This window comes from Streptomyces sp. NBC_00019 (assembly GCF_045041015.1).
Classification (GTDB): Bacteria; Actinomycetota; Actinomycetes; order Streptomycetales; family Streptomycetaceae; genus Streptomyces.
On sequence record NZ_CP108302.1, the window covers coordinates 9692363 to 9717811 of the forward strand.

Here is a 25449-nt window from a genome sequence, read left to right on the forward strand (position 1 = left end):
ACCCACATCACACGAATCAGATCCAGCTGTCCAGCCACATCCTGGCGCGCCAGTCCGCGTACGGAATCGTCTGCCCGGTGTAGGCGGGGAAGAAGTAGATGAAGTTCCAGACAATGAGCAGGACGACCACACCTGCGGCCACCGCGCCCAGTGCGCGGCGCTCGCCGGTCGCTCCCGGCGGACCCAGCAGGGCTCCCAGCATCATCGTGACGGCCAGGCACAGGTACGGCACGAAGGCGACCGCGTAGAAGGAGAAGATGGTGCGGTCCTGGTACAGGAACCAGGGCAGATAACCGGCACCCACCGCGCACAGGACCGCGCCGGAGCGCCAGTCGCGGCGCAGCGCCCACCGGTAGAGCAGGTACACCAGGGCGCAGCACGCCGACCACCACAGGAGGGGCGTCCCCAGGGCGAGGATGGTCTGCGTGCAGTCGGTGGCTGTGTGGCAGCCTTCCGTCCCGGGTTTCGGCGACTCGTAGTGGAACAGCACCGGGCGGCCGAGGACCAGCCAACTCCACGGGTTCGACTCGAACTTGTGGGGCGTGTGCAGCCCCACATTGAACTGGTACACCCCGTACTCGTAGTGCCACAGGCTGCGCAGCGGAGCCGGAATCCACGACCATGTGCCGCCGCGGCCGTCCGCCCAGTGGCGTCCGTAGCCGTCGTCGGACAGGAACCAGCCGGTCCATGTCACCAGATACGTCACGACGGCGACCGGAACGAGGGACAGCACCGACCAGCCGAGGTCCTTGCGCAGCACCGCGCGATACGGGCGGCGCGCCCCGGCCACACGGCGGGCCCCGACGTCCCACAGCAGGGTGAGGATCACGAAGAAGGCGAGGAAGTACAGGCCGTTCCATTTGGTGGAGGCCGCCAGTCCCAGGAAGAGGCCGGCCGTGATCCGCCAGGGACGCACTCCCGTTCCGGCATGGTCACCGGTGTGGCCGTCCGGGCGCACCCGGCCGTCCTCGGGGACGGGCAGGGCTGCCGCGAGCCGGGCCCGTGCGTGGTCCCGGTCGATGAGCAGGCAGCCGAACGCCGCCAGGACGAAGAACATGACGACGAGGTCGAGCAGAGCGGTGCGGCTCATGACGTAGTGCAGACCGTCCACCGCCATCAGCGCCCCGGCCAGGCAGCCCAGCAGCGTCGAACGGAACAGACGGCGTCCGATGCGGCACAGCATCAGCACCGACAGCGTGCCGAGGACCGCCGTCATGAAGCGCCAGCCGAACGGAGTGAGACCGAACATCCACTCGCCGAGGGCGATCACCCACTTGCCCGTCGGCGGGTGCGCGACGAAGGACCCGGTGTCGGAGAGCGATATCACCTGGGGATCGGCCAGGAGCTGCGGGTCGGCGATCTTACGGTCCGGCCAGGTGCCCTCGTAGCCCAGCCGGAGCAGGGACCAGGCGTCCTTGGCGTAGTACGTCTCGTCGAACACGACCGCCCGCGGGCTGCCCAGACGCCAGAAGCGCGGCAGCCCGGAAAGGAGCGCCACCAGCAGGGGGCCGCCCCATCCCGACCAGCGGGCCGGCCGGCACGCCGCCGTGGGCGACAGCCCGAGCCTGCGCCACGGCCCTGACCCGGGCTCGGGAAAGGGCACGACCAGGCGGTCGCGCACGGACGTGTGCGGGCGTCCCGTGTATCCGAAGGCGCGCAGCCGCTGCTCCCAGGAGGCCGGCCGATGACCGGCCTGATCGATTCGAGGCATGCCGACAGACGTGGGCGCGTTCTTGTGGAACACCTGGTGAGCCTTCTGTTCGTGGAGAGCGGGACGAGTGGGCGTCGGCCGCCTGGCGGGCGGCGAGGGCCTCGCCGGCTCGGCCCTCAGCGAGCGGGGCCGCTCGAACCTGCCCCTACCTGGGCCGTGGAGGCGGGGAGGACCGTCGACGGCATCGGGACCGACTCGGCGGAGGTGACGGGGCGGGGCTGCCTCGTGTGGGGTCCGCCCTGGGCGACAGAGCTCGCCAGGAGCAGCAGTCCGATGCCGAGTCCGGCGATGGTCAGCACGGACGCGGTGGCCATCCAGGCGGTCCGGGCCCGCTGCCGGGCACGGACGCCGGCCTGCAGTCGGTATCGGTGCCGGTCCTCGTAGGGCCTGTCCGTGTGGCCGTCACGCATCATGCGTGTCAGCTCCTGCTCGAAGCGATCCACTGTTCCTCCTTCACTCGACCGGCTCGACTGCCTCGGCCAGAAGCCGCCGCAGCCGTGCGACCCCGCGCGCCGTCAGTGAACGGGCGGTACCCACCGGACACCCCAGCACTTCCGCGACGTCCCGCTCGGGCAGGTCCTGGTAGTAGCGCAGCACCACCGCGGCCCGCTGCCGTGCCGGCAACAACGCCAACATGGCCTCCAGCCGGGTCCGTTCGTCCACGACGGCGGTCTCGTCTCCCGCTCCGGGCGGGTCGGGCAGCTGGTCGACAGGGTGCTCGCCCCACCACCGACGCCGTGCCGAGCGAGCCGCGGCACGGGCCAGGACCTTGCGCACATAGGCCTCGGGCGCCTGGTCGGCCACCTTCGGCCAGGCGAACCACAGTTTGACCAGCGCCTCCTGCAGCAGGTCCTCGGCCCGGTGCCGGTCTCCGCCGGTGAGCAGCCGCGCCAGGTGAAGCAAGGCCGACCACCGGGCAGCCACGAACCGGTCGAACTCAACGGCCCGCGGCTGCCCCGTCAACGTCGCCCCCCCAACCCCCTGCCGAACACGCCGGCTTCCACCGCTGTCACCCTTAACAAGACGCTGGGCCCCGCCCCGCTATGCACTTCCGCAGTGTGGCGTGGGTCACATGCGCGGTTCGCGGGGGCCCTGTGCCCCGGCCGGAGTGAACGGCCTGGTGGTCATGCGGCAGCCGGTGGCCGCCAGGTCGCCTCGACCAGGGCCCGTTCGGTGCCGGACAGGTAGATGGCCGCGGCGAGCCACACCCGTGCGTATCCGCCCGGATCGGCCTGCAGAGTCCGGCCGAACACATCGCGGCCACGGCGGTCGGCCTCCGCCGCGAGCGCGTCCGCCAGGTCGGCCGCGGCCCGGAAGCCGCTACGCCGTAGGGCCGCGGTTCCTGACGCCCGGTCGCCGTCGCGTGCGGGCTCGGCGGCGGTCCGCCGGCCCCCGGAGACGGCGACCTCGACCAGCCGTCGCAGCCGCCACAGGGGCGCTTCGGCCACCGGATCCGGTGGGAACGCGGCCAGGGTCTCCACCGACGGCAGTTCGTCGGCCGGCGGGAAGTGCGCGCCTTCGAGGCGGTCGTAGCCCAGATCGGCGTGCCCCGTCCACTCGGTCGGCAGACGCAGGGTCGCCGTGCCGTCCGGCACAGGGCCGACTGCCAGTGGCCGCAGTGTCGCGGCGCGGGCCGGGTCGAGACGCCCTACGACGCGCAACCGCAAGCCGGGCCGCGAGGCCAGCTTGCGGAAGTTGGCCGTATGGGCAAGGTCGGGGTGGCTGCTGGACGGTACCAGCCGGATCAGCAGGCCCTCGCCGTCCGCTTCCTGTGCGGGCAACTCCCGGGCGAACAGCTGGCCTTCGGCCGCTCCCACGATGACCACGTCACAGCCGATGAGTTCGTCGGCCGTCTGCCCGGCCTGTTCCGGCTCGGTCGTCCCGGCGCCGGTGAACCGTGTCGCCGCGGCCTCGGCCAACGGGCGGGAGAACAGCCGGGCGAGCGGACCCGACGTCCAGGACAGGCCCGTGACCGGGGTGGCCCGTACCCCCTTCCCAGCGCCGAGACGGCCGTCCGGCGAGAGCGTCGCACCGGAGATCAGCAACCCGCCCCGGGAGAGCTGCGCGTGATCGAGGCTGCCGGAGCCGAGCGCCACGGTGGCCGTGGCGGCACCCCGCGCCCGGGCCGGGCCACCGGGCTTGACGTCGGCCACGGAGAACCAGCGCCCCTCCTCCGACAGCACATGCGTGACGACCCCGCCGTAGCCGGTGGCGGAGATCACCGGCTCCCGGCACACCCCGTGGACACGCAGGCTGCCCCCCGGCAGATAGCCGCGCCGGGCGGTGCCGACCAGAGCCGGGTCGGGGTCGGACGCGGCCAACAGGCCGCTGGTGAGGAGCAGTTCACGCAGGGCGGCCACCAGGTCGGCCAGCCGGTGGCCGTCGTGACGGGCGCGGGCCGCGCGCAGTGCGCGCACCACCCGCAGGGCGGCCGCCTCGGGACGGTGCAGCCCGGCGAGCCGGGCCGTGTGCGCGGCCCGCAGCAACTCGGCCTGCGGTACGGCGCCCGCGCCGGGCACCCCGGCGGCCAGCACAGCGGCGGCGGCATCCCAAAGGCCCGTCGCAGCGGACACCTGGGCATCGGTGGGTCCCACCGGCGGCGCATCCGCCTCACGAGTGCCCGGTGTCTCGGCACCTCCGTCAGCTGGGACCGCCTTGACGTCGGCCCCGTCGGACGAGGGTTCCGGCGTCTCGGCCACCGTGTCCGCGTCGGCCACCGGAGCGGCACCGAGTACGGCCGTGCGATGCAGACACCGGGGCGCGAGCAGACAGCTGCACTGCGCCTGACCGTCCTCCGTGACCGCACCGGACGGCCCGGGCGTGAGGGTGACCTCGGCGTCCTCACCGCATCGCACGCGCCGTACGGTGCCGTCGGCGGTGACGGGCAGCGTGGCGTAGGTCTCGATCGCGGCGTCCAGCTTCTTGCGCAGCCGGGACGTCAGTTGCTCGACGGCGGTGGCGACCACCTCGGGTGCCACGGGGGGCAGTTCGGGGTTCATCGGGTCTCTCCGCGGAGGCGGTCGCCCACCCAGCGGGCGAGGGCGAGGGGACTGAGGGCGGCGACCGGCATCCCGGCCGCGACGAGCTGCTGGGCCACGGGGACCGAGTAGCGCGGGCTGCCGGTGTCGTCCAGGGCGGCGCAGCCCATCAGATGGACGCCGGAGCTCGCGAGGTTCCGTACCTCGCCGAGGAGGCCGCCGAGCGGATATCCCTCCTCGAAGTCACTGACCACCACCACGAGGGTCCGGCTGGGGACGGTCACCAGGGAACGCGCCTGGGCCAGCCCCGCCGCGATGTGCGTGCCGCCGCCGACCCGCACCTCCAGGAGCAGCGACAGCGGGTCGTCGACGCGCTCCGTCAGGTCGATCACCTCCGTGGAGAAGGCGAGGAAGTGCGTGCTCAGTGTGGGCACTCCGCCCAGCACGGCCGCGGTCAGCGCCGACCAGATGACGGACGCCTCCATCGACCCGGACACGTCGACCACCAGGATCAGCCGCCAATCCGCCTCCCTGCGCGAGCGGGTGCTGAACACCGGCCGCTCCGGGACGACCAGGGTGCGGCCGTCGTCGGTCCTGCGGGTGTGGGCGAGGTTGGCCCGCAGGGTGCGCGGCAGGTCGATCCGCCCACCCGGCCGGTGGGTCGGGCGCGGGGTGGCCAGCCCGGTCAGCGCGGGACGCAGCCGGGTGGCCAACTCCTTGGCCAGTTCGTCGACCAGACGGCGCACCAGCGGGCGCAGCCGCGCCAGTTGCTGCTCCGGCATCCCGCCGGCCAGGGACAGCACGGACGACAGCAGCTCGACCGAGGGGCGGACCGCCTTCGGGTCGAGCTCGGCCAGGACGTCGCTGCGGCCCTGGTCGGCGGCCCGGGCCAGCACCTCCTCACGGACGTCGGTGCCGAACAGCGCGTCGAGTTCCTCGGCCCACTCACGGGCGGTCGGGAAGGAGGCGTCCTGACCGCCGGGACCGCCCTCGCGGCCGAGGTCCGCGGAGCCCTCGCCACGGCCGGTGCCGTACAACTCGTCGAGCGCGTGCGCGTAACGGCGGGCGCCCTGCGGCAGCTTGTCGCTCTCCCGGCCGAGGAGCAGTCGCCAGCGGTCGGTCGGCGTGAGGTGGAGGGAGGAGCCGTGTCGTGGTTCAGTGCGGGACGCGGGCGCGTCGGGAGCCTTGGTGGTGTCCGCGGCCTTCAGATGCGGGGTGCTGTCGGCCGGGGCGAGTGCCGACCCCAGGGGTGGCCGGAGCGCGTCGACCGCCGCCCGGCCCGCCGCGTCGGCGGCCGTCCACAGCGCGAGCAGCTGTGGCGAGGCGCCGAGCGACAGGTCGAGCCGGTCGCCGAGGCGCTCGGTCACGGTGTCCAGCAGCCGGCCGCGGCCGGCCGGGCTGAGCGCGTCGAAGCCACCGCGCAGGGCGGGCAGCCGGTCGAGGAACCCCTGGTCGCTGAGTACGTCGATGCGGTCGAGCAGCGGGTCCAGCGCGGTCGGCGCCGACTGGAGCAGGGGAGCGGCCCCGCTGAGCAGGCCGGTCAGGCGGCGGCTCAACGCATGCCGCTCGTCGGGCCCGGTGGCGGTGTCGATCCAGCCCGCGGCACGGGTGCCGAGCGTGTCGGCGTCGTCGAGGTCAAGCATGACCCGGGCGGCGAGCGCGGCACCCTGGACGAGCGGGGAGCCGCTGCGCGCGAGGTCGTCCAACGCGCCGTCCATCCGCAGCCCGAGGCGCTGTTCCCCCGCCCGGGAGGCCAGCGACACGAGCGCGTCCGCGTCCTGCGGGTCGTCGCTGCCCGCGAGCCCGGGCAGGGACCGTACCGCCGACTCCAGCAGTTCGGCGGCGAGTTCGGCGGCCGCCTGTCGGCTCTCGGGTGTGGTGCCGGGCAGATGACCTCGCCGCAGCGCCTCCAACAGGTCGAGGGCGCTGAGGAGTTCGGGGAGAGTGGCGCAGGTGGGAAGCACCTCGGCGGCGTCGGCCAGCCGCTCGGCGACCAGCTCCGGCAGATCGCACCGGGCGGCGCCGCGGAGTGCCGCCAGGACGAGGGCGCTGGTGGGCCCGCCGTCCGCCGACTCCCTGCGGAAGGTCTCCCGCAGGGTGCCCTCGGCGGCCAGGGCCGCCGTCACGCCCCGGATGCCGGCCAGATCGAGCCGGACGGGGACGGCCGGGGTCCACGACAGGCGCCACCGCGTGGTGAGCGCGGCCGCATCCCCCGTACCCGCCACCTGGACCGGCTCGCCGTACCCCGCTCCGCACACGGCGAGACGCTGCAACAGGATCTCGCGGCGGCCGTCGAGCGCCGAGCGCAGCGGGTCGAGCCGCAGTTCACGCCCGGCGGGATCGTCCGGTCCTGGCAGCCGCAGCGCGGCGAGCTCCGCCTCGACGGACGGGCCGAGCCCGGAGCGGGGCGTGCCCGGGGCGATGCGCCCGCGGTCGGTGCCGACCAGGACGACCTCCAACGCCCGCGCCAGGGCCCGACCGCGGCCGAGCGGTTCACCCTGGCCCATCACGGTCGTCAGCGCCTCCAGCACCTCGCCGCGCCCGGGAGCCGACAGACCGCGCAGCCGCGCCAGGTCGCACGCCACCCGCAGCGTCTCGCGGGCCTCGCCGGTACCGGCGACGTGTCCGGCCGCCCGCAGCTCACGGCAGACGTCGGTGGTCGCCCGTGCCGCGGCCTCGTGCAGCCGCTCGGGATCGCCCCCTGCCGTGAACACGGCCTGCTGCCAGCGCGGATCGCGGATGCCGGCCGGATAGCCGGAACGGGAGTCCAGCAGATCGAAGGCGTACGGCACGAGGGAGGTGACGACGGCCGGCCGCTCGCCCACGGACACCGGCGCCGCAGCGGGCGTCGCGGCCCCTTCGGCCAACGCCGGTGCGTGGAAGGCTCCGACGACGGCCGCGACGCGGCGTCCGCCGGCCGCGGCGCGCGCGATCGCCTCACGCATGTGCGCCTCGCGTGCCAGATCCACCGCGGGAACCCCGCCCGCCGACTCGGCGTCGCGGCGCAGCGCCCACCCGACACCCAAAGCGGCCCGGCGTACGGCGTCGGGGGCGCAGCCCGGGGCGAGGACCTCGACACTGCGGTCCCACATGTCGTCGCCGTCGCGACCCGTACCGGCCGCGGTGAGCGCGGCCGCGAACGCCGTGGGCGCCTCGGCCGCCGGTACGCGAGTGTCCCCGGCTTCGGCACTCCAGCGCGGGTCGGACATCGGCAGGTCGCAGCAGACGACCTCGGCGCCACGCTCGCGTGCCCAGCGGACGGCGGCGAGTTCGGGCGAGAAGTCGGCGAAGGGGTAGAAGCCGAGCCGGTCGCCCTCGCCGGCCCCGGCCAGGGCGACCGGCGCGAGGGTGCCCGGCGCGCCGAGATGGGTCAGCCAAGGCTGGAAGTCGGTGGGCAGCTCCACGCAGACGACCTCGGCGCCGGAGGCGTCCAGCAGTGCGGGGACGGCGGCGGCGAGCGCCGGGCTGTGGTGCCGTACGCCCAGCAGGTACGGCACCACGGAGTCGGCGAGGGCGGCGAGGGCCGCCCTCGGTTCCTGAGCGAGGGTCACCGAAGGTTCTCCCGCAGGTCCCACAGGCGGCGCCAGGTCGCCGAACCGTCCTCGGCGCGGCGGCGCACCGGGCCGTCCCAGTAGCCGAGGAGACGCGCGTGGTCGGCCGGGTCGTCCTTGCGGACCACGCCCAGCAGATGGCCGGGGACCAGGTCCAGCGAGTCGCCGCCGGGGAGGTAGGCGGCGGCGACCCCCAGGGAGACGGCGACCTGCACCGCCTCGGCGGTGGACATCACCGTTCCCGGGCGCTCCACGTCCCAGCCCTCGGCGGAGCGTCCGGCCCGCAGGTCGCGAAAGACGGTGAGCAGGACGTCGAGGACCGCGTCGTCGACGCCGAAGGCCGCGCCCGCCCGCTCGACGGCCGCCGTGGCCTGCCGCTTGACGAGGGCGGTCTCGGCCTCGACGTCGGCGATCGGGTGCACGGTCTCGAAGTTGAAGCGGCGCTTGAGAGCGGCGGACATCTCCGACACCCCGCGGTCGCGGAGGTTGGCGGTGGCGATGACGGTGAACCCGGGCGCGGCGGCGACCTGAGCGTCATCGGTGCCGGACAGCTCGGGCACGCTCATCCGCCGGTCGGACAGGAGCGACACCAGGGCGTCCTGCACCTCGGGCAGACAGCGGGTGATCTCCTCGATGCGGGCCACGCTCCCGGCGCGCATCGCGGAGAGGACCGGTGAGTCCACCAGGGCCTGCGGGGTGGGGCCCTGGGCGAGGAGGAGGGCGTAGTTCCAGCCGTAGCGCAGGGCGTCCTCGGTGGTGCCCGCGGTGCCCTGCACGGTGAGCGCGCTGGTGCCGCAGACGGCCGCCGACAGCAGCTCCGACAGCATCGACTTGGCGGTGCCCGGTTCGCCGACGAGCAGCAGTCCGCGTTCTCCGGCGAGGGTGACCACGCACCGCTCCACCAGGGCGCGTTCGCCGACGAACTTGGGGGCTATGACCAGTTCGTCCGGCAGCGTCCCGGGCGCCTCGGGCAGCTTGAGCGCCTCGCCGGCACTGCCGCAGACGAAGGTGATCACGGCGCGGGGTGTCAGCAGCCAGCCGGGCGGACGAGGACCGTCGTCGTGGGCGGCGAGAAAGGCGAGTTCGGTGGCGAAGCGCTCTTCGGCGGGCAGGGTCTGCCGGGCCGGGAGGGCCGACACCGTGTCGGTCAGGGGCATGGATGTCCTTGCTCGGTGGATCGGTCTGTGTCGGGGCGTGGGGGAGACAGACGTGGGGGGATCGGGGCGCCGCCGCTCGGCGGCGCCCCGGGCTGCGTCGCGTCAGCGGCGGCGGGCCCGCCGCACCTTCAGCTCCTCGAAGCGGGGAGCGTCGCCGTCCTGCACGCGCCGCCACACCCTGCGGTAGAGCTCCGAGGCCGGCTCGAACGGCACGATCACGCCGAACGGCGCGTGCTCGTCGCTCACGTCGGCGAACAGAGGCAGCTTCCAGCGCTCCAGCGGAACGCGCGGCGACGACTGCGAGACCCAGCCGCCCGGCAGGAAGAGCGACCGTCCGGCCCGCGTCCGGCTGGCCTCGACCACCAGGTCGGTGGCGGCCAGTTCGGCGCGTGCCGCCTTGAGCCGGGCCGGCTTCCAGCCCGTCCACCGGGCCGTCATACGGTCGGTCGGGTCGGGCATGGCGAGCAGCATCAGATAGAGCGTGGCGGCGTCCTCGCCGAGGCCGTACTCCTTGGCCGCCTCAATTACCAGCTCGGGCACCGAACGGCTCGGGTCCTGCGGCCACCAGGTGCCGTCCTTGTCCCGGTCGCCCGCGAGCGGGGCCCCGGGGTCGGCGAGGAGGGCGGCGAACCGCTGGTCGCGGACCAGACGCAGGGCCACTTCGGCGGTGTAGGGCCGCTGGTTGTCGACGCGCACCGCGGGCAGGTAGGGGTCCTGGCCCGCCTCGTCGAGGAGAGCGACCCGCACGCCCGGAGCGGGCTGGTCGTCATGGGTGGCCAGGACGACGGCGCCGTACCGTTCGAAGCCAGGGCCGGTCTCCGTGGGGGCTCCGGCGGTCTTCCGGAAGTCGGGGAGGCTGATGTAGCGCCCCAGGTCGAGCATCAGCCCGGGGTGGGCGAGGCGTTCACGCACGGCGGTGAGGGCCGGTGGCAGCGCGGCCCGCACCGGGTCGCCGGCGGGCAGCCGGTGGGCCAGCCAGGCCGTGAAACCGACCGCGCCGATCAGCGTCTCCGCCGTGAACCCGTCCGCATCGTCACCGACGGGCCGGACCCGGTCGCCCTTGACCGCCCACTCCAGATCCCGGCTGAGCCGGGGAGAGCCGGCCGGGTCCAGCAGTTCGGGCAGTGCCTGCCGGACCGGCCAGGACGCCCGTCTGAAGGTGCGGCCCGCATCGCCGAGCAGCTCCTCGGGCACGGCGACCCGCTTGCCGACCCTGGCGTTCCACACCGCGGCGGCCGCGGCCACGTCCGGGCCCTCGGTCCACAGCCGGGCGGGTTCGGTAGGCGTGAGCGCGCCCACGACCGCGGCACGCACCATGCTGTCGACGGCGCTCAGCTCGTCCTTGGCGACCGCCGCCGGGGCCACCTTCACGCCGATGAGGGTGCGTGCCTCGGTGCTCAGGAAGCTCCGCTCGTAGACGTCGATCCCCGGCAGACCGGCCACGATCAGCCGGGCCATCGTCTCGGTCACACCGGTGAGGCGGGCGAACTCCTCGGCGGCCGCCGGGAACCAGGGGGCCGGTCCGCGCTCGGCCAGCTCGGCGAGGAACCTGCCCAGCCGTTCCGTGTCGGCGTCCTCGCCGAGCGGCTCCGACGTCAGCACCTTGTAGGGCTGCGGCGTCTCGAACCGTCCGGCCGGGTCCTGGAAGTAGCCGGTGAACGTACCGCCGTCGTCGTCCAGCAGACGGCGTCCGGTGACGGCGAGGAACGCGCCGTCGGCCAGGGGGAGCAGCCCGTTCCACGATCCGTCGCGCCATTGGCCCGCGGAAGTGCGCAGCGTGGCCGCCGGCACGTGCAGGCTCACCTTGCGCCAGTGGGCGGACGCGGCCGGGCCCAGCCCGAGACGGTCGAACTCGGCGAGCAGCGTGCGCAGCACCTCACGGTGCTCCTCGGTGGTGGTGCCGGATGCCGCCCGGTAGGCCAGCGCAGCCGCCCGATCGAGCAGCGACTCCAGGTCCGGCTGTCCGACGGGCAGCAGGTGACCGTCGAGGTGGAGCCGGACGTCCGGCCGGTCGGGCAGGGCCGTCTCGGCGAGCCCGGCGGCCCGGGCAAGGACACGCAGGGAGCGGAAGACGGTGTCGGCCTCGTGGTCACCGTTCCACCAGTAACCCTTGGAGGTGCCGAGTCCGCTCGTCGCCGCAGAGAGGATGCTGTCCGCCGGTCCGGCAGGTCCCTCGTCCTCCAGGTCGCCTTCGAGGGCGCGGGTGAGCCGAACGGCCGCGGCGTCCAGGACGGCCTGCTGGGCCGCGGCGTAGCGGGCGACGCCGGCGATGCCCGTCACGAGAGCTTCGTGGGTGACCGGAAGGAGCGCGCCGATCGCGTCGGGCAGCGCCTTTTTGTCGTCGCTCGCCGCGGCGGCCAGCAGCGCCGCAGCCGTGTCCCGGTCGATGTTCCGCAGCGCCTTGGACCCTTCCGGGTCACGCGGTGTCAGGCACTCCCAGTACTGCACGGGCGGCAGCAGCAGGGTGCCCTCGCCGAAGTCGCCAGGGGTGCGGTCGGTCTTGGCCCAGGCGGTGACGGTGCCGTCCGCGTCGACCAGTTCGAGCTGCCAGTTGTTGCGTACGACGGCACTGGCCCGCTCGGCGCCCGGGAAGACGACAAGCGCGGTCGGTTTGCCGGCCTCCGCGGGCAGGGTGACGGTGTGTCCGGCGAGGTTCTCGGCGCGCCGTGAGCCGTCGGGCAGTTCCACCACGCGCAGGCCGACCAGGCCGTCGACGGGAGCGCAGGCCGAGGTGGTGTCGGCGGTGGGGGAGGGGCGCAGCCGACCGCCCGCGAAGCTGCTGCCCTCGGGGGCGTCGCGCAGGGCGTCGGCCAGGAAGGCGGGGCGGCTCATACGGCCGCGCTCGTTCGTGGCCGGGTCGTACTCGTACCAGCCGTGCGCCTCGCGGTCCTCGGAGTCCGCGTGCCACACCCAGTAGGAGGAGCCGTCGAAGAGCAGCGGCCGCTCGTCGGGCAGGGTGGTGTCACCGGCGTGCAGGACGCCGCGTCCGGTGGTCCGGCCGCCGTCCGGCAGGGGCAGGGTGACCGGGAAGTCGGCCCGGTACCAGTCCATCTCGGTGCCCCGGGTGGCGTGCGGTCCCTTGAGGGACTCGACGCGGTCGGCACGGGAGTGCCAGTAGCCGCGCAGGCCGTCCTTGCGGGAGTTCCAGTAGACGAGCAGCTCGCCGTCCACATGATGGAACCCCGGGTCGCCCGACACGTCGTTCGCGGGCAGTCGCAGGTCGTGGGTGAGCAAGGTGCCGTCGGCGCCGATGACCCGCGCCTGGGCGTTGCCGGCGACGACGAGGTGGGGCCAGGCGTCGGCGACGATGATGTCCTCGACCCGGTCCTTGGGGACGAGGGCGGCGGTCGCCTCCTCCCAGGCCGGCCAGCCCAGTTCGTCGAAGAGCCCGGCGCGCAGGGTGCGCGCCAGCACCGGTGCGAGGTCGGTGCCGACCGCGGCGCGGACGTCGTCCTCGGCGAGCGCCAGGGCCTCGGCGGGGAGCCAGCCGAGCCGGGTCAGCGCGTTGGGCAGGCCGGGCAGCCCGACCGCGGTGAACCGTCGCACGACCGTGCTGACCCACTCCGCCAGCCAGGGGCGGGCGCCGGGTGACACCGACAGCAGACGGATGGCCCGCAGACCCTGGTCGTTGTTGTGGAAGCGCTCCGCGCCCCGCAGGAAGGCGTCCCGGAAACGGGGGTCGGCACCGAACAGCACCAGATCCCGCTGTCCCTCGCCCACGGCCCATGCCGTCAGCGGCAGGTCCTCGTCCTTGCCCGGGGTGGCCACCGGCACGTCCAGGGACAGGAGCAGATCGATCAGGTCGATGTCGTGCAGCACCTTCAACGCGCCCCCGGACGCGGCGAGTTCGGCACGCAGTCGGTCCGCCGCCCGCTCCACCAGCGGGTACAGCTCCGGCATCCGGGTGGAGGCGCGCCAGGACCGGGCCCGCTCCCGGAACGTCAGGAAGCGCTCCAGCCAGCCCGCCGTGCCGCTGCCCGGGCGCTCCTCCGCGGGCAGGGACTCGTCCCACAACCCCGCCGTCGCGCCGGACGCCTCCAGCACCTGCAGCCACATCGCCGGCATCGCGCTGTCGGCACTGGCGGGGAGCATGTCCAGCAGGGTGCCGCGTACCCGCCGGTCCCGTTCGGCCAGCGCCACCAGGGCGGCATGGTGGCCCTTCCACCAGCCGGCCGCGGCACGCAGCGTCGCCGGCAGGCCGAGCAGCTCGGCCAGATAGTCCTGCTCGGCGCGGTCGGCGTCCTGGCCCGCGGCGCGGGCGAGCTTGCGCAGGTCGTTGGCCATCTGCGCGGACGGCGGCAGACCGCCCGCGGTGCGGCGCAGGCACAGCCGGGTGAAGCGGCGCAGCGCCTCCTCGGCCGGTACCCGGGCGGCCAGCTCCTTGCCGTACGCGGACAGCACCTTGACCGGGAGGGCGCCGGCCAGCGCGAACTCCAGGAACACCGCGTCCAGACGCTCCTCCTCCACCGTCAGTCCGTGCTCCGCCTCGGCCTTGCGGGCGCGGGTGAACAACTGGGCGGCGTAGGTGGCGTTCTCCTCGGCCAGGAACACCCGTCCTGCCTGCTCGTAGAACGTCGGCAGGAAATGCGGGACCGACGCGGCCAGCCGCTGGCCGAGTTCCAGGTAGGCGTCCAGGGCGGCCTTCGGGCGGGACTTGGCCTGTCGGGCCGCCCGCTCCAGGTCCGGTACGACCCCCAGCGCGTGGTGGCCGTCCTCGGGGTGGTGCACCAGCACCCACTCGGGAAAGCCCAACGACTGGCGCAACCCGAGCCCCACGACGGCCGGCTCGCCGTCCGGCTCCAGGCCGAGGAACCCGGCGGCGAGGTCCTCGGCCGCCCCGAGCTCACCGGCGACCAGCCGCACCACCACACGGTCGTCGAGGCCCGGATGGCGATAGGCCCGCGCCGTCAGCGGCACCGCGCGCTCGCCGCCCCCCTCGGTGTCCGGCGGCAGCACCGCGCCCGCCGTCAGCAGTTCCTCGTACGACACCTGCGTGCCCCCGCTCATGCGTTCTTGCCTTCCTCGATCACACGCCCGGCATAGAGCGCCGCGGCCATCCGCATCCCCTCGGACCAGGCCACCGGGCCCACCTCCCGCAGCGGCAGGGCACGGCCGTCCTGGTCCTGCCAGGTGAGGCTGCCGGTCTCCACCGTGTCCTCCCAGTACGGCTCACCGATCCACACGGAGGCCTCCACGGTGCGCCCGCCGTCGCGGACCCGAGCCGTGGAGTAGCCCCCGGAGACGCGGTAGCCCAGCGAACTCGCCCGAGCGGCGAGGGCGAAGCGGGAACGGAACGAGCCGCCCGTGAACTCCCGTATCTCGGTGGCCTTGGGGTCGAGGTCGTCGGGCCGCTGCCAGGTCGCCCGGTGGATCTGCTCCACACGCTGGACGATGCCCAGCTCCGCCGCGAACTCCCGGATGTCGTCGAGGTCAGGGAGCAGCACCGGGTGCGGCAGGGTGACCGTGCGCGGGGACAGCCGTACCGTCTCGCCGTCCAGGTTCACCACCCGCAGCTCGCCGTCCTCGGTGGCCCCCCGCAGGAATCCGACCTCCTCCGGGTCATCACCCACCACGGCCATGTCACGCAGCGCGGCCTGCCAGGCCTCGTCCGGCCACACCCGGGCCAGCAGGCCGGTGGGCACGGGCAGCGACGACACCATCCACGAGTCGACCTGTGCGACACATGCCGTGGCGTGCCGATCCAGCCATTCGGCGAAGCGACGCAGCCGGTCCACCTCCGGGTGGTCGCGCAGCGCACGCGGCAGTGATTTCAACTGCCGCCCCGCCGACCGGCCCGAGGTGGCACGCGCTGCCACCCGTCCTTCCACCAGGGCGACTTCATACCCGTCACCCGCCGAGAGCCAACCCACGAGTCCCCGCCTTCCGCACCAAGACAGCAAGAAGAAAGCACAGTTCAGCCGGTGATTTCCCGGCGCCAGTGCGACGATGTGAGGAACGTTAGCGGCGATCACTGACAATCGGTCCCCCGAGCCGGTGCCAGGACTCGGCAGGCGCCTGCGGAATGGGCGGCGATCGCGTACGCCAGAAGTCTGCGCGGTGGGCGCTGAGCTGCGAACTCGCGGATCGGAGCGCGCTGTTTCAGCCAGTTCGCACGTGCGTGAAGGTGCGTCTGAAGTGCTGTGCGGGCTCGGTTGGTTCGTGACGGCGTGACGCGCCGTCACGAACCAACCGAGCCGCGGTGTCACATGTAACGGCGCCTGGTGCGGCGTAGGAGAACGAAGCCGGAGATGAGCAGGACCGCTCCGGCCGCGGCCGGCCACAACTGCGTGCCGGTCTCGGCGAGGCTGCCGTTGCCGCCCTGCGGAGCGGGCTGGGCATCGGCCGGAGGCTGCGCCACGACGCCGGTGGAGTCGCTCTCGGACGCGCTCGGCGTGTCGTTGCGGGGGTACGACGTGGCCTCGGGGGACTGCGTGACGGGCTTCTCGGCGGCCGAGGGCGAGGTGTACGTCTTGGGCTCGTCGGCCGCGGGTGCGGTGCTCGCGTCATCGCTCGGTACGTCGGCGGTCGGCGTCGGCTCTTCCTGCGGCTCGTCGTCGGATCCGCCGGGATTCTCGGAACCGTTGTCGGAACCGGACCCCGGTTCCTGGCTCGCCCCGTTGTCCGAGCCGTTGTCAGAACCGTTGTCCGAGCCATTGTCGGAGCCGTCGTCTGAGCCGTTGCCGTTGCCGTTGTCGTCGCCGGGCTCCTCGTCCGCGCCCGCCCCGCACTGGCGGCCGTCGTTGATGCAGCCGACCATCTCGCCCATCAGGCCCTCGTCGAAGACGTTGATGAAGTCACCGTGGTCGGTGACGGGCTTGTGCAACTGCTCCGGGAACGCGTCCACGGCGAAGAGCGGAACGGTACGGCCGCCATCCTGAAGGCTCGGCGCGTCGACGTCGTAGACGATGCGCTGGACCAGCTGAGGGATGGCCTGGAAGCCGGCCGGGCAGGCGCCGTCGGCCTGGGCGAACGCCACATGGGTGCGGTGGTTGGCGCTGTCGATGTTGCGACCGTCCCAGCAGCTCTGGAACTTGAAGGTGCGGACCACGTCACTGCCCTGGGGGCACACCGGGTACTTGTCCTTCAACTGGCGGTCCTCGAAACCGGTGCAACTCCAGGACGCGTTGGCGTTGGTGGTGCCGTTGACGAACGCCTTGGCATCGCCGGTGATGATGCGCAGCAGCCGCGGCATGGCCGTGACCTTGCTGCTCGGGCTGCCGACGAAGGTGAGGGTGACGTCCTTGGGCGTGACGATCTCACCCGCGTTGCCCTCGATACCGCCGCCGGGCGCGCCCGCGTCCTGCTCCTGGGTGCCGTTCTGCAGACGCAGGACGGGCCAGTAGTAGGACGACTTGTCGCCCTGGTCGACGCAGCTGGTGCCGCCGTTGGCCAGTTCGTTGTCGTCGGCGAAGGCGTTGTTGGCCTGGTTGCCGACGTAGTCGTGGAAGTGATGGGCGCCGTTGGACACGCCGGGGGCCACGATCACGTTGTCCGAGTTGAACAGGCCGTTCGCGTTCACGCCGCAGCTGGTGGCGAAGGTGCCGCTGGAGGCGTCGGCTCCGGCGTTCGGGGCCGGGGCGGCGGGCGGTGCGGTGGTGATGTCGGCGAAGTCGGCGGCGACGGGGCCGTTGCCGGACTGCCCGCCGTTGCCCTGCTGCTGGTTGCCCTGATCCTGACCGTCCTGCTCCTGGCTGCCTTCTTGGCCCTGATCGCCCTGGCCGTTCTGGTCGTCCTGGGCTCCGTCCTGTCCGTCGGCCTGGTCGTCGGACTGGCGGAGTGTGCACGCCGCGAGCTCGTCGAGTCCCTCGGGGCGCTCCCCGGCGCGTTCGAGAGCGGCGGCGATGCGCTCGATCGTCGCGGCTCGGTTCTCCGCCAGCGGATCCATGATCCCGCTTGCGGCGGCCTCGTCACCCTGTACCGCCGGGTCCTGCAACTTCTGGTACGCCTCGGCTATCTGCTGGTCCAGCAGGGCGAGCTCTTTGTCGACCTCTTCTCTCGCGTCATCCGGCACGTTCGTCAAGGTGTCGCCCACGTCGGGGCAGTCGATCGTGCCCGCCTGCCAACCGCCGTCGGTCGTCTGGCTCGTGTCGGGGCTGCCTTCGGTCGCGGAGGCGTACACATTCGCCGCCACCAGGCCACCACCCCCCAACATCAGAGCTACGGCTGCAAAGGTCGCACGTCGTGCACCTGTTGGGCGTCTGCGATTACTGCGTCCCACGGAAGTACTCCTGCGCCTGTCGTCCGTCCCGGCATATAAAGCCCCCCGGCCCCATACGGATGGGGAGTCGCGTCTGTTCAACCGCATCGGAAATTCACAGCACCCTGATAGGTGAGGGGGGTGTCGTGGGCGCCTTCGCGAGTCAGTCCCAGTCAGAGCGCGGTTGATCGACGCGGCCACCCTTGTGGGGCGCGCGAATGTAGTCCTCGGCGCCATCGGGCAGGGCGGCCACACACGCGGACGAGCAGGCATTGACCAGGAGAGGCAGCACGTCCGCGGCCACACGGATCGAGATCCACATCTGATGCAGGCCGCTCTGCTCGATCGGCCGCTCGCAGACACTGCAGTGGCGCACGGCCGTAGCTCCCCAACGCCGGGGATCGAGGTCAGCCGTATCGAGCTCCACGACGGAGTCCTGAGAAGGCTGCAGACGTGGGAAGGGCGGCCGCAGCTTGTAGTTGCCGAACAGCGCGCGGGTGCTGACCGTGCTGGAGATGAGCTTGCGGCACCGGGTGATCTCGTACGGGAACCAGTGCAGCCGGTAGGAGGTGTACGGCGTGAACTGCTTCAGGCTGGTCATGGCCCCGATCTCGGGCGGAATCCGCACCAGGTTGCTGCCGTAGAGCATGAGGTGCTTGACCTCGGTGAGCTTGGCGATGCTCGGCGGCAGGGTGACGACCTGCCGGCGCTCCTCGGGGCTGAGCTCGACCAGGGGGCGGAACTCTTCGCGACCGTCTGCTGCGGCCTCGTCGATGAGCTCGAGCAGGTGCTGCCAGCCCGGGGCGGAGGTGTCCTGACGTTCGCCGTGAAACCCGACCCTGGCGCGCGGGTGCGGCTTGGAGCCGTCGAAGCACGAGCAGCTGTCCGTGGAGGGCGCCGGCCCGCCTCGGCCCGGCGTCGAAGTGTCGCCCCAGCGGTTCACAAAGAGCGTCGGCTCTCCCTCGTCCGTCATTGCGCCAACATACGAGGAACGCCGCAGGCCCACCCAACGATTACCGGACCGGGACGGTCAAGCGGTCCCCTATTGCAGGCCCCCGACCGACTCACGCCACGGGCCCTCCGGCATCAAGTCGCCGAGCACAGCCGACAACTGCGGCGGCTCGACCGGCTCCGGCTGCGAGTCCAGATCCGACCATGCGATCCAGGCGCGCGTGCTCGTAGGCGTGGGTCGAGTGGCGCTGCGGTGGGGCGAACACCGAGACCGCGACATCGGCGACGTGCATCGACTCACGCACGGTTGCGTCGGCGCAACGTCGCCCGTCACCCGCCTGGCCCGCCTCAGCCGCGACGGCCACGGCCCACGGGTATCGGCTCAGACATGCAGGGTGGGCCGGTAGACGAGCTCTTGGATGTGGCTGTCGAGCGTCCGGTGCTCGATCAGTTCGAGGTCGAAGTCGGCCGCGCCCTGGAAGATCGGGTCCGCCCCGGTCTGACCGGTGATCACGGGGAAGAGAGTCACCTGGACGCGGTCGACGAGACCGGCGGCCATCAGTGCCCGGTTCATCGACAGGCTGCCGTGCGAGCGCAACGGCACCTCGGACTCTTCCTTGAGCCGGGCGACCACGTCGACAGCGTCACCGCTCGCGACAATCGCGTCCGGCCAGTCGAGGGGGCCTTCCAGGGTGGTCGACACCACCGTGGCCGGCAGGCTCCTCATTCGCGTGACCCATGGGTCACGCACGTCGGACTCCTCGGTGCTCGCGGCCAGCATCTGCGTGAACGCCCGATACGTGTTCGCCCCGAACACCATCCGCTGCTCCTCGCTGTACAGGCCGAGGCGGTGGTCGAGGAGTTCGGGGCCCTGCTTGCCCCAGTAGCCGGTCCAGTTGCCGCCGGCGGCGCCGTATCCGTCGAGGCTGGAAAAGACGTCGAAGGTGTAGGTAGCGGTCACGATGCTCTCCTTGAGTGCAGGGTGCGATTGATCGTGTGTCGGGGATGGAGACTGGCCACCACGACGAGACTCATCGCTCTTGGATGGTTCCCCTGCCCTGGGCGCCACCATTGGCCTGATCGAGTGATCGAGGCCAAAGGGGCGCTCGCATGCGTCATTGGAGCACCTCGGTGTTCCGGTCGTTGTTCCGGCCGGCCGCGATCACCCTGCGCAAGGGGAACGCGATCAGCAGTGCAGCAGCGACCATGAGTCCGCTCGACCATGGCGGCCCGAGGGCTCCGGCCGAGGTGCTGAGGGTGGACGCGGCGATGAGGGGTCCGACGGCGGCGCCGACGTTGAGTGCCGCCGTCGCGTACGAGCCGGCCATGGTGGGGGCTCCCGCGGCCTCGTAGAGGACCCGTGTGATCAGAGTGCTGCCCAGCGCGAACGACAACGCGCCCTGCACGAACACGAGGGTGAGCAGAGCGACCGGCTCGTCGGCCAGTACCGCCAGGGCCGGCCAGCCGACGAGCAGCAGCGGACCGCCGACGGCGATGATCGGGCCGGGCTGCTGGTCGGACAGACGGCCGGCGACCGCGACCCCGGCGAAGGAGCCGAGGCCGAAGAGGACCAGGGCGACGGAGACCCACAGTTCACTCAGCCCGGCGGTGTCGGTCACGACGGGGGCCAGGAAGGTGAAGCTGGCGAAGGTCGCCGCGTTCACCAGCGCGCCGAGCACCATCACCAGAATCAACCTCGGCTGTGCGAGCAGGGCGAGCTCCGTACGCAAGGCTGGGCCGCCGGTCGCCCCATCGTTCCCTCGTCCCCTTGGGGTCCCTTTGAGGATGCCGAGGGCTGCGGGCAGGCAGAGGGCGGCGACAGCCCAGAACGTGGCTCGCCAGCCGAACAACGCGCCGAGTACCGATCCACCAGGGACACCGGCGATCGTGGCCACCGTCGTGCCGGACAGCAGCACGGCCAGTGCGCGTCCCTTCTTGTCGGGTGAGACGAGCGTGGCGGCCGCCGTCAGCGCGATGGCGAGGAACCCTGCGTTCGCGAGCGCGGCGACGACCCGGGTGGCGAACAGGACCGGGAAGCTCGTGGTGACGGCGCCCACGGCGTGAGCTGCCGCGAAAGTGAGGATGAAACCGAGAAGACTGGAGCGCCTGGGCCAGTTGCGGGCGAGCGCGGCCACCAGAGGGGCGCCGACGACCATGCCGGTGGCGAAGGCGGAGGTGAGCACGCCTGCCGTAGCGACGGTGACATCGAGATCTGACGCGATGTCCGGCAAGAGGCCGGCGAGCATGAACTCCGAGGTGCCCATGGCGAAGACCGCCACGGCAAGCAGATACAGGGGGAGAGGCATCGAGTGGCTCCGAGGTGAGGACAAGTACGAGAGGGTCATCTCGTCACCGCGGCCAGCCCTCAGGAGCGCTCGTGTCCCACCGCGGGACGCGGCGCGACGACGGGCTATGAGCTCAGTGGTTCAGGGGGCTGACGGCGTGACCGAAAGCCCCCACCTTGTCCGACTCAGGACTCGACATGGCCCGCACGCTACCCGACAGATGACAGTCAGGGCACCTCGGTTTCAGCGGAAGCGGACTGCGTCGCACGCGGCAGGATCTGGACGGTGTCGCCGACGGCTCGCTCACCGGTTGCGTCCGACGGCACGTTGACCAGAGCCCCGTCGACGGCCATCGCGCTGGAGCCGCCACCGTCGAGGTTGAGGGCCTGGACGGCGCCCAGGGTTCGCATGAACTGTGCGGCTTCGGCGAGTGTGAAGCCTTCGCTGACGCCGGGCTGCCGTCCGTCGACGGTCGCCAGCAGCAGCCTGCCGTGCCGGTCGATGCCGGCCAGGGTGCGGGGCTGGCGGACGTTGGACCAGGCGAAGCCGAAGGAGAGGTCGAGCGGGTCCAGCGTGCCCTCGGTGGCGGCGTCGATGTGGATGCGGCCGTTCTCGACGAGGGTGGGTGCCGCGCTGACGACGTCATCGTCGGGACCGAGGCGCAACTGCCGGCCCGCAGTGTCCCGCACGATCTCGCGCAGGTGCAGCCGTCGGCCCACCTCGGCGTGCTCGGTCAGCCAGGTGGCTGCTGCCCCGGTGCCCTGGAGGACGGAGCCCTCGGCAGGCACGGAGCCGCCCCGGGCTCCCTGGGACACGACGACATCGTGCTCGTCCAGCACGACCTGGGCACCGGCGCCCGTCGGCAGCGGCGCCCCGAACGAATCGGTGAACTTCACCAGATCGTCCGGCAGGGAACACGTGAGGTCCTGACGGGGCAGTTCGGTGGGTACGGCGCCGGGACGGCCGCAGTTGCGGACCTTGCCCGGCACCCGGTTGATGCCCTCCACCGCGTGGACGGCGGAACCGGCACGCACGGTGACGTCGGTGGACAGATCCGCGACACGAACGTGCCGTCCCCCGTTCTCGAGGATCAGCGCGGCGCGGGAGCCGACCGCCATCGACTGCAACTCGCCGTCCACCACCGACAGGCCGGCGGTCGTGCCCTGTACGCCGTCCGCATCGGAAGTGACGAAGAAGCCGCCGTTGACACCCACCAGGGACCCCAGCCGAGCGGCCACCGTCGAGGTCTTCTCTCGATCGGCCGCATTGCCGCCGTCGCTGACCTCGACGGTGCCCCGCAGCCGGCCCGGATCGATGACGGCCACGTGGATGCGCTCCGCGTCGGCACGCCGGCGCCCGTCGTAGCCCGTCCACTCCACGGACGTACGGAAACCCGCCCCCGACACCGCCAAGTTGAGAGTACGGGCCTCGGCCTGGGTGCCGTACTGCCCGACCCTGACCTGCCACCCCATCGTGCCGCGCGGTGTGTCCGCATACGCATCCCAGGCCACCCGCTCCAGGCGCGGCGCGAATCCGGCCGCCTGCAACTTCTCGGCGGTGGTGTCGGCCCACGACCGGTCACCGAGCGGCGCCCATGTGGCCGCGCCGGTCAGGCGGTTGACCGCGGGTGCCTGGACTGTGACCGTCCAGACGCCGGCGGCCTCCGGGGCGCTCAACACCCCGGTACGGACCTCGACTCCGGGAGCCACATACTGGGTGGTCCACGAGATCGCACCGCCGCCGACCGAGCTGTCCCGCTCGCTCGCGGCCGCCGACGGAGCGAACGCGATCAGGGCGAGCGCGGTCCCCAGCGCGAAGCTGCGTACGGTCCTGTGCTGTCCACGGTGTGCTGTGCGTCCGGGCGACTCGGCAATCACAGACATACCTCTCCTGACCTCTGGCCCGTGCGGTGGGCGACGGCACCTGAGCACCGCACCCGTCATCACAGTTCCGCGCGAAGGCCGTTGCGTGAAGACGCGGGCATGAGCAGGGAAAGCCTCGCTGATATCCGGGGGACCGAGAAGGACCGGATCGAGCCGTCTCGCGTGCCTCGAGGCATGACTATCCTGTGGCGCCTCCGAAGCGGTGCGGGCAGGGTGGGCGGCATGAAAGACATTTCCGACCCCGCTCCTGCCGATGCGGGTCAGACATGGCCGACGGGCGCACTGCCACCCGGCAGCCGGGTCACGGTGGTCCGCGCGTCGGACTGGGACGGTCCCTGGCAGGTCGAGTTTCCCGGAACGATCGACGCCACGCGTACGCCCGAGCCCAACGAACATGCCCAGGCGCTCAATGGCGAGTTGCTGTACTGGGTCACCTTCGACACCCCGCAGTACGACAGCGACAGGGACGGCCCGTACCGCAAGGCCCAGATCTGGGGTCGGTACCTGAGGACCGGGTCCGATGCCGAGGCGTAGGGATGCCGGGACCCGGTGCGGTGTGCGGACGGTGCATTCCCGCTGCCCGAAGACTGCTCAGGCTGCGAGAGGCTGGACTTTCCGTACCATTCTGAACAATCCAGAACCGTGGAATCCGGCAGAACGAAGCCTTTGGGAGAGTTTTCCAACCGGCCTGGTGTGGTTCACGGTTGTTGCTCTCTGGTGATCGTCCTTTCCGCGGTGTAGCGTCACTGCCAGCTGTCGTGGTTCGCAGTACCTGCCCGCGCTTAGGCGCGGGCGCTTTGCTGTGCAGTACCGGACCAGGGCGAGCACCTTCAGGACCGCGCGGTGCGGTTCTGACGTCTATTGAGAGGTACCAGCATGGCCAGCGGAACCGTCAAGTGGTTCAACGCGGAGAAGGGCTTCGGCTTCATCGCCCAGGACGGCGGCGGACCGGACGTCTTCGCTCACTACTCCAACATCAACGCCTCCGGCTTCCGTGAGCTCCAGGAAGGCCAGGCGGTGACCTTCGACATCACCCAGGGCCAGAAGGGCCCGCAGGCGGAGAACATCACCCCCGCCTAGTTCTGAAGTAAGTGTTTCGGGCCCGCGAGCCAAGCTCGCGGGCCCGAAACGTTTACAGCTGCTGGGGCTCAGCGCACCGGGAAGCCGCAGGAGTAGCCCTGGGTCTTGAGCCAGGGCAGGACCCGGCGCAGGGCCTCGACGGTCTGGGACCGGTCGCCGCCCGCGTCGTGGAAGAGGAGCGTCGGTCCGTTGGACAGCTCCTGCTGGACGGTCGCGACGATGGCGTCGGCGCCCGGCCGTTCGAAGTCCTTGGTGTCCACGTTCCAGCCCAGCGGGCGCATGCCCCGAGAGGCGGCGAGCTTGCGGCTGTAGGGCGTGAACGCGCCACCAGGGGCCCGGTAGTACATCGGCCGTACGCCCCCGGACGCCTCGGTGATCATGCGTTCGGCGTCGAGGATCTGCTGCGACTGGTACGCCTGGGTCTTGGTGTCCATGGTGGTGTCGTGTGCCACCGAGTGGTCGCACAGCCGGTGTCCGGCCGCGACCACCTGCTTCACGAGGTCCGGGTGGGCCTGCGCCTGCGTCCCGACCATGCAGAACGTGGCCTTCACCCCGTACTCCCGCAGCACGTCGAGCATCTGGGGGGTCCACACGGGGTCGGGGCCGTCGTCGATGGTGATGTTGACTCCGCGCGCGCCCTTGTCCGAGGCATGCGCGATGGTCACCGACACAGGCTTGACACTGCCCGGCGTGGCGGAACTCTCCGCCCGCGGCGACGCGCCGTCCACGGCGCCGGCCTGCGCGGACCACGCCGAGGCACCGGCGGCCAGCACCGTCACACCGAGAGCAGCTCCGACGACCTTGCCGTACCAGCCCCGCCCGCCGCCGTGCTGCGCCATGTCCGCCCCACCTTCTAACAGTTCCTCGCCGATCCCGCGTCGCCGTGCGACACCAGGCAGGACGATGGCTGGCGGCCCCGGGATGCGCCTGTTACCGATCAAGGACAATTCCGGGGGAGTTCACGGACAACACGGCGAGCAGCAGCCGGAACCAGGCTGGTTGGCCGCTGCGACCAGGACCCCCAAATGCGCGTGTGTCGTGGTGAGAACCGCTGAGTCAGAAGGGAGGCAGCCCACCCCGCCCCGAGCCGATCGAGCGGGGCGCTCCGACGAAGGGAGACGTCACAGCCCCGCACCTCTCACGGCATGGATCAGAGAGCCGCCCAGGGGCAGACCGTGGCAAGCCGCCACCTCGAAGCCCGCTTCCGCCAGCAGGCGCGCGTAGTGGTCCTCGGTCCGCTCCCTGCCGCCCACGTTGCACAACATGTGGACGTCCCAGGCCACCGCAGGTGACGGAACCCCTTCACCCTGGGGCAACAGCCGCTCCACGACGAGCAGTTCGGTTCCCGCCCGCATCGCCTGCGCGCACCGCCGGAGAATCGTCAGGCACCGCTCGTCGTCCCAGTCGTGCAGCACCCGGGACAGCAGATAGACGTCGCCTCCCTCCGGCACCGCCACCGTGAAGTCCCCGACGACGAAGGAGCACCGCCGGTCGAGCCCCACCGTGGCCAGCTCCTTCCGCGCCGCCTCCAGCGCCTCGGGCCGTTCCAGCAGTACGCCCTCCAGATGCCCGTGTGCCCGCAGAACTCGCGTGAGCAGGGCGCCGTTTCCGCCGCCGACATCGACGACGCGCCGCGTACCGGAGAAGTCGACCAAG

The 25449-nt window shown here is 72.1% G+C and carries 17 protein-coding genes; 2 read left to right on the top strand and 15 right to left on the bottom strand.

Annotated elements, in window-relative coordinates:
• Positions 1-16: 16 nt before the first annotated feature.
• The 13 genes from OHU89_RS45030 to OHU89_RS45090 all read right to left on the bottom strand — a co-directional run bounded on the left by OHU89_RS45030 (position 17) and on the right by OHU89_RS45090 (position 22713).
• Positions 17-1711 (bottom strand): dolichyl-phosphate-mannose--protein mannosyltransferase, encoded by a 1695-nt coding sequence (locus OHU89_RS45030; protein ID WP_405651539.1) that lies wholly within the window; start codon positions 1709-1711, stop codon positions 17-19.
• 116 nt (positions 1712-1827) lie between these two features.
• Positions 1828-2154 carry a hypothetical protein gene (locus tag OHU89_RS45035; RefSeq protein WP_365409062.1) on the bottom strand — a complete coding sequence of 109 codons (327 nt, stop codon included), beginning with the start codon at positions 2152-2154 and terminating at the stop codon, positions 1828-1830.
• Between the two features lie 10 nt (positions 2155-2164).
• Positions 2165-2674, bottom strand: coding sequence for a SigE family RNA polymerase sigma factor (locus OHU89_RS45040; RefSeq protein WP_405651541.1), 510 nt, complete (start codon positions 2672-2674; stop codon positions 2165-2167).
• A gap of 161 nt (positions 2675-2835) precedes the next feature.
• On the bottom strand, positions 2836-4710 hold the full coding sequence (locus OHU89_RS45045; protein WP_405651544.1) for a hypothetical protein: 1875 nt from the start codon (positions 4708-4710) through the stop codon (positions 2836-2838).
• On the bottom strand, positions 4707-8240 hold the full coding sequence (locus tag OHU89_RS45050) for a vWA domain-containing protein (protein WP_405651547.1): 3534 nt from the start codon (positions 8238-8240) through the stop codon (positions 4707-4709). Before OHU89_RS45050 ends, OHU89_RS45045 begins: the two co-directional genes overlap by 4 nt.
• Complete coding sequence (locus tag OHU89_RS45055) at positions 8237-9397, bottom strand: AAA family ATPase (RefSeq protein WP_405651549.1); 1161 nt, start codon at positions 9395-9397, stop codon at positions 8237-8239. The genes OHU89_RS45050 and OHU89_RS45055 overlap by 4 nt, the downstream gene beginning before the upstream one ends.
• 102 nt (positions 9398-9499) lie before the next feature.
• On the bottom strand, positions 9500-14404 hold the full coding sequence (locus OHU89_RS45060) for a DNA-binding protein (RefSeq protein WP_405651552.1): 4905 nt from the start codon (positions 14402-14404) through the stop codon (positions 9500-9502).
• The gene (locus tag OHU89_RS45065) at positions 14401-15267 is read right to left on the bottom strand and encodes a DUF4132 domain-containing protein (RefSeq protein WP_365409044.1); all 867 of its coding nucleotides are present in this window, start codon (positions 15265-15267) and stop codon (positions 14401-14403) included. The genes OHU89_RS45060 and OHU89_RS45065 overlap by 4 nt, the downstream gene beginning before the upstream one ends.
• Positions 15268-15599: 332 nt before the next feature.
• The gene (locus tag OHU89_RS45070; protein ID WP_405651555.1) at positions 15600-17549 is read right to left on the bottom strand and encodes a DUF1996 domain-containing protein; all 1950 of its coding nucleotides are present in this window, start codon (positions 17547-17549) and stop codon (positions 15600-15602) included.
• Between the two features lie 208 nt (positions 17550-17757).
• The gene (locus tag OHU89_RS45075) at positions 17758-18567 is read right to left on the bottom strand and encodes a leucine-rich repeat domain-containing protein (protein WP_405651558.1); all 810 of its coding nucleotides are present in this window, start codon (positions 18565-18567) and stop codon (positions 17758-17760) included.
• A 360-nt stretch (positions 18568-18927) separates the two neighbouring features.
• Complete coding sequence (locus OHU89_RS45080; RefSeq protein WP_405651560.1) at positions 18928-19506, bottom strand: dihydrofolate reductase family protein; 579 nt, start codon at positions 19504-19506, stop codon at positions 18928-18930.
• A gap of 154 nt (positions 19507-19660) precedes the next feature.
• Positions 19661-20851 carry a Cmx/CmrA family chloramphenicol efflux MFS transporter gene (locus tag OHU89_RS45085; protein WP_405651563.1) on the bottom strand — a complete coding sequence of 397 codons (1191 nt, stop codon included), beginning with the start codon at positions 20849-20851 and terminating at the stop codon, positions 19661-19663.
• A gap of 206 nt (positions 20852-21057) precedes the next feature.
• Entirely contained in the window at positions 21058-22713 is a 1656-nt protein-coding gene (locus OHU89_RS45090) for a phosphodiester glycosidase family protein (protein ID WP_405651566.1), read from the bottom strand.
• Positions 22714-22935: 222 nt separating this feature from the next.
• Between OHU89_RS45090 and OHU89_RS45095 the strand changes: the two genes are divergently transcribed.
• Both OHU89_RS45095 and OHU89_RS45100 read left to right on the top strand, forming a co-directional pair.
• Positions 22936-23247, top strand: a complete 312-nt coding sequence (locus OHU89_RS45095) for a ferrous iron transport protein A (RefSeq protein WP_405651568.1) — start codon at positions 22936-22938, stop codon at positions 23245-23247.
• 342 nt (positions 23248-23589) lie between these two features.
• A complete protein-coding gene (locus OHU89_RS45100) occupies positions 23590-23793 on the top strand; it encodes a cold-shock protein (RefSeq protein WP_037751662.1) in 204 nt (67 codons plus the stop codon).
• Between the two features lie 68 nt (positions 23794-23861).
• Here the strand turns inward: OHU89_RS45100 and OHU89_RS45105 are convergent, their stop codons facing one another.
• Together OHU89_RS45105 and OHU89_RS45110 are read right to left on the bottom strand one after the other, a co-directional pair.
• Complete coding sequence (locus OHU89_RS45105; protein ID WP_266883888.1) at positions 23862-24632, bottom strand: polysaccharide deacetylase family protein; 771 nt, start codon at positions 24630-24632, stop codon at positions 23862-23864.
• Positions 24633-24914: 282 nt separating this feature from the next.
• Complete coding sequence (locus tag OHU89_RS45110; RefSeq protein WP_405651572.1) at positions 24915-25448, bottom strand: methyltransferase; 534 nt, start codon at positions 25446-25448, stop codon at positions 24915-24917.
• Position 25449 lies beyond the last annotated feature (1 nt).

Coding starts and splice junctions, on each gene's coding strand:
- OHU89_RS45030 (WP_405651539.1), bottom strand. CDS start 1,711: ATGCCTCGAATCGATCAGGCCGGTCATCGGCCGGCCTCCTGGGAGCAG.
- OHU89_RS45045 (WP_405651544.1), bottom strand. CDS start 4,710: ATGAACCCCGAACTGCCCCCCGTGGCACCCGAGGTGGTCGCCACCGCC.
- OHU89_RS45055 (WP_405651549.1), bottom strand. CDS start 9,397: ATGCCCCTGACCGACACGGTGTCGGCCCTCCCGGCCCGGCAGACCCTG.
- OHU89_RS45060 (WP_405651552.1), bottom strand. CDS start 14,404: ATGAGCGGGGGCACGCAGGTGTCGTACGAGGAACTGCTGACGGCGGGC.
- OHU89_RS45070 (WP_405651555.1), bottom strand. CDS start 17,549: ATGTTGGGGGGTGGTGGCCTGGTGGCGGCGAATGTGTACGCCTCCGCG.
- OHU89_RS45075 (WP_405651558.1), bottom strand. CDS start 18,567: ATGACGGACGAGGGAGAGCCGACGCTCTTTGTGAACCGCTGGGGCGAC.
- OHU89_RS45085 (WP_405651563.1), bottom strand. CDS start 20,851: ATGCCTCTCCCCCTGTATCTGCTTGCCGTGGCGGTCTTCGCCATGGGC.
- OHU89_RS45090 (WP_405651566.1), bottom strand. CDS start 22,713: ATGTCTGTGATTGCCGAGTCGCCCGGACGCACAGCACACCGTGGACAG.
- OHU89_RS45095 (WP_405651568.1), top strand. CDS start 22,936: ATGAAAGACATTTCCGACCCCGCTCCTGCCGATGCGGGTCAGACATGG.
- OHU89_RS45100 (WP_037751662.1), top strand. CDS start 23,590: ATGGCCAGCGGAACCGTCAAGTGGTTCAACGCGGAGAAGGGCTTCGGC.
- OHU89_RS45105 (WP_266883888.1), bottom strand. CDS start 24,632: ATGGCGCAGCACGGCGGCGGGCGGGGCTGGTACGGCAAGGTCGTCGGA.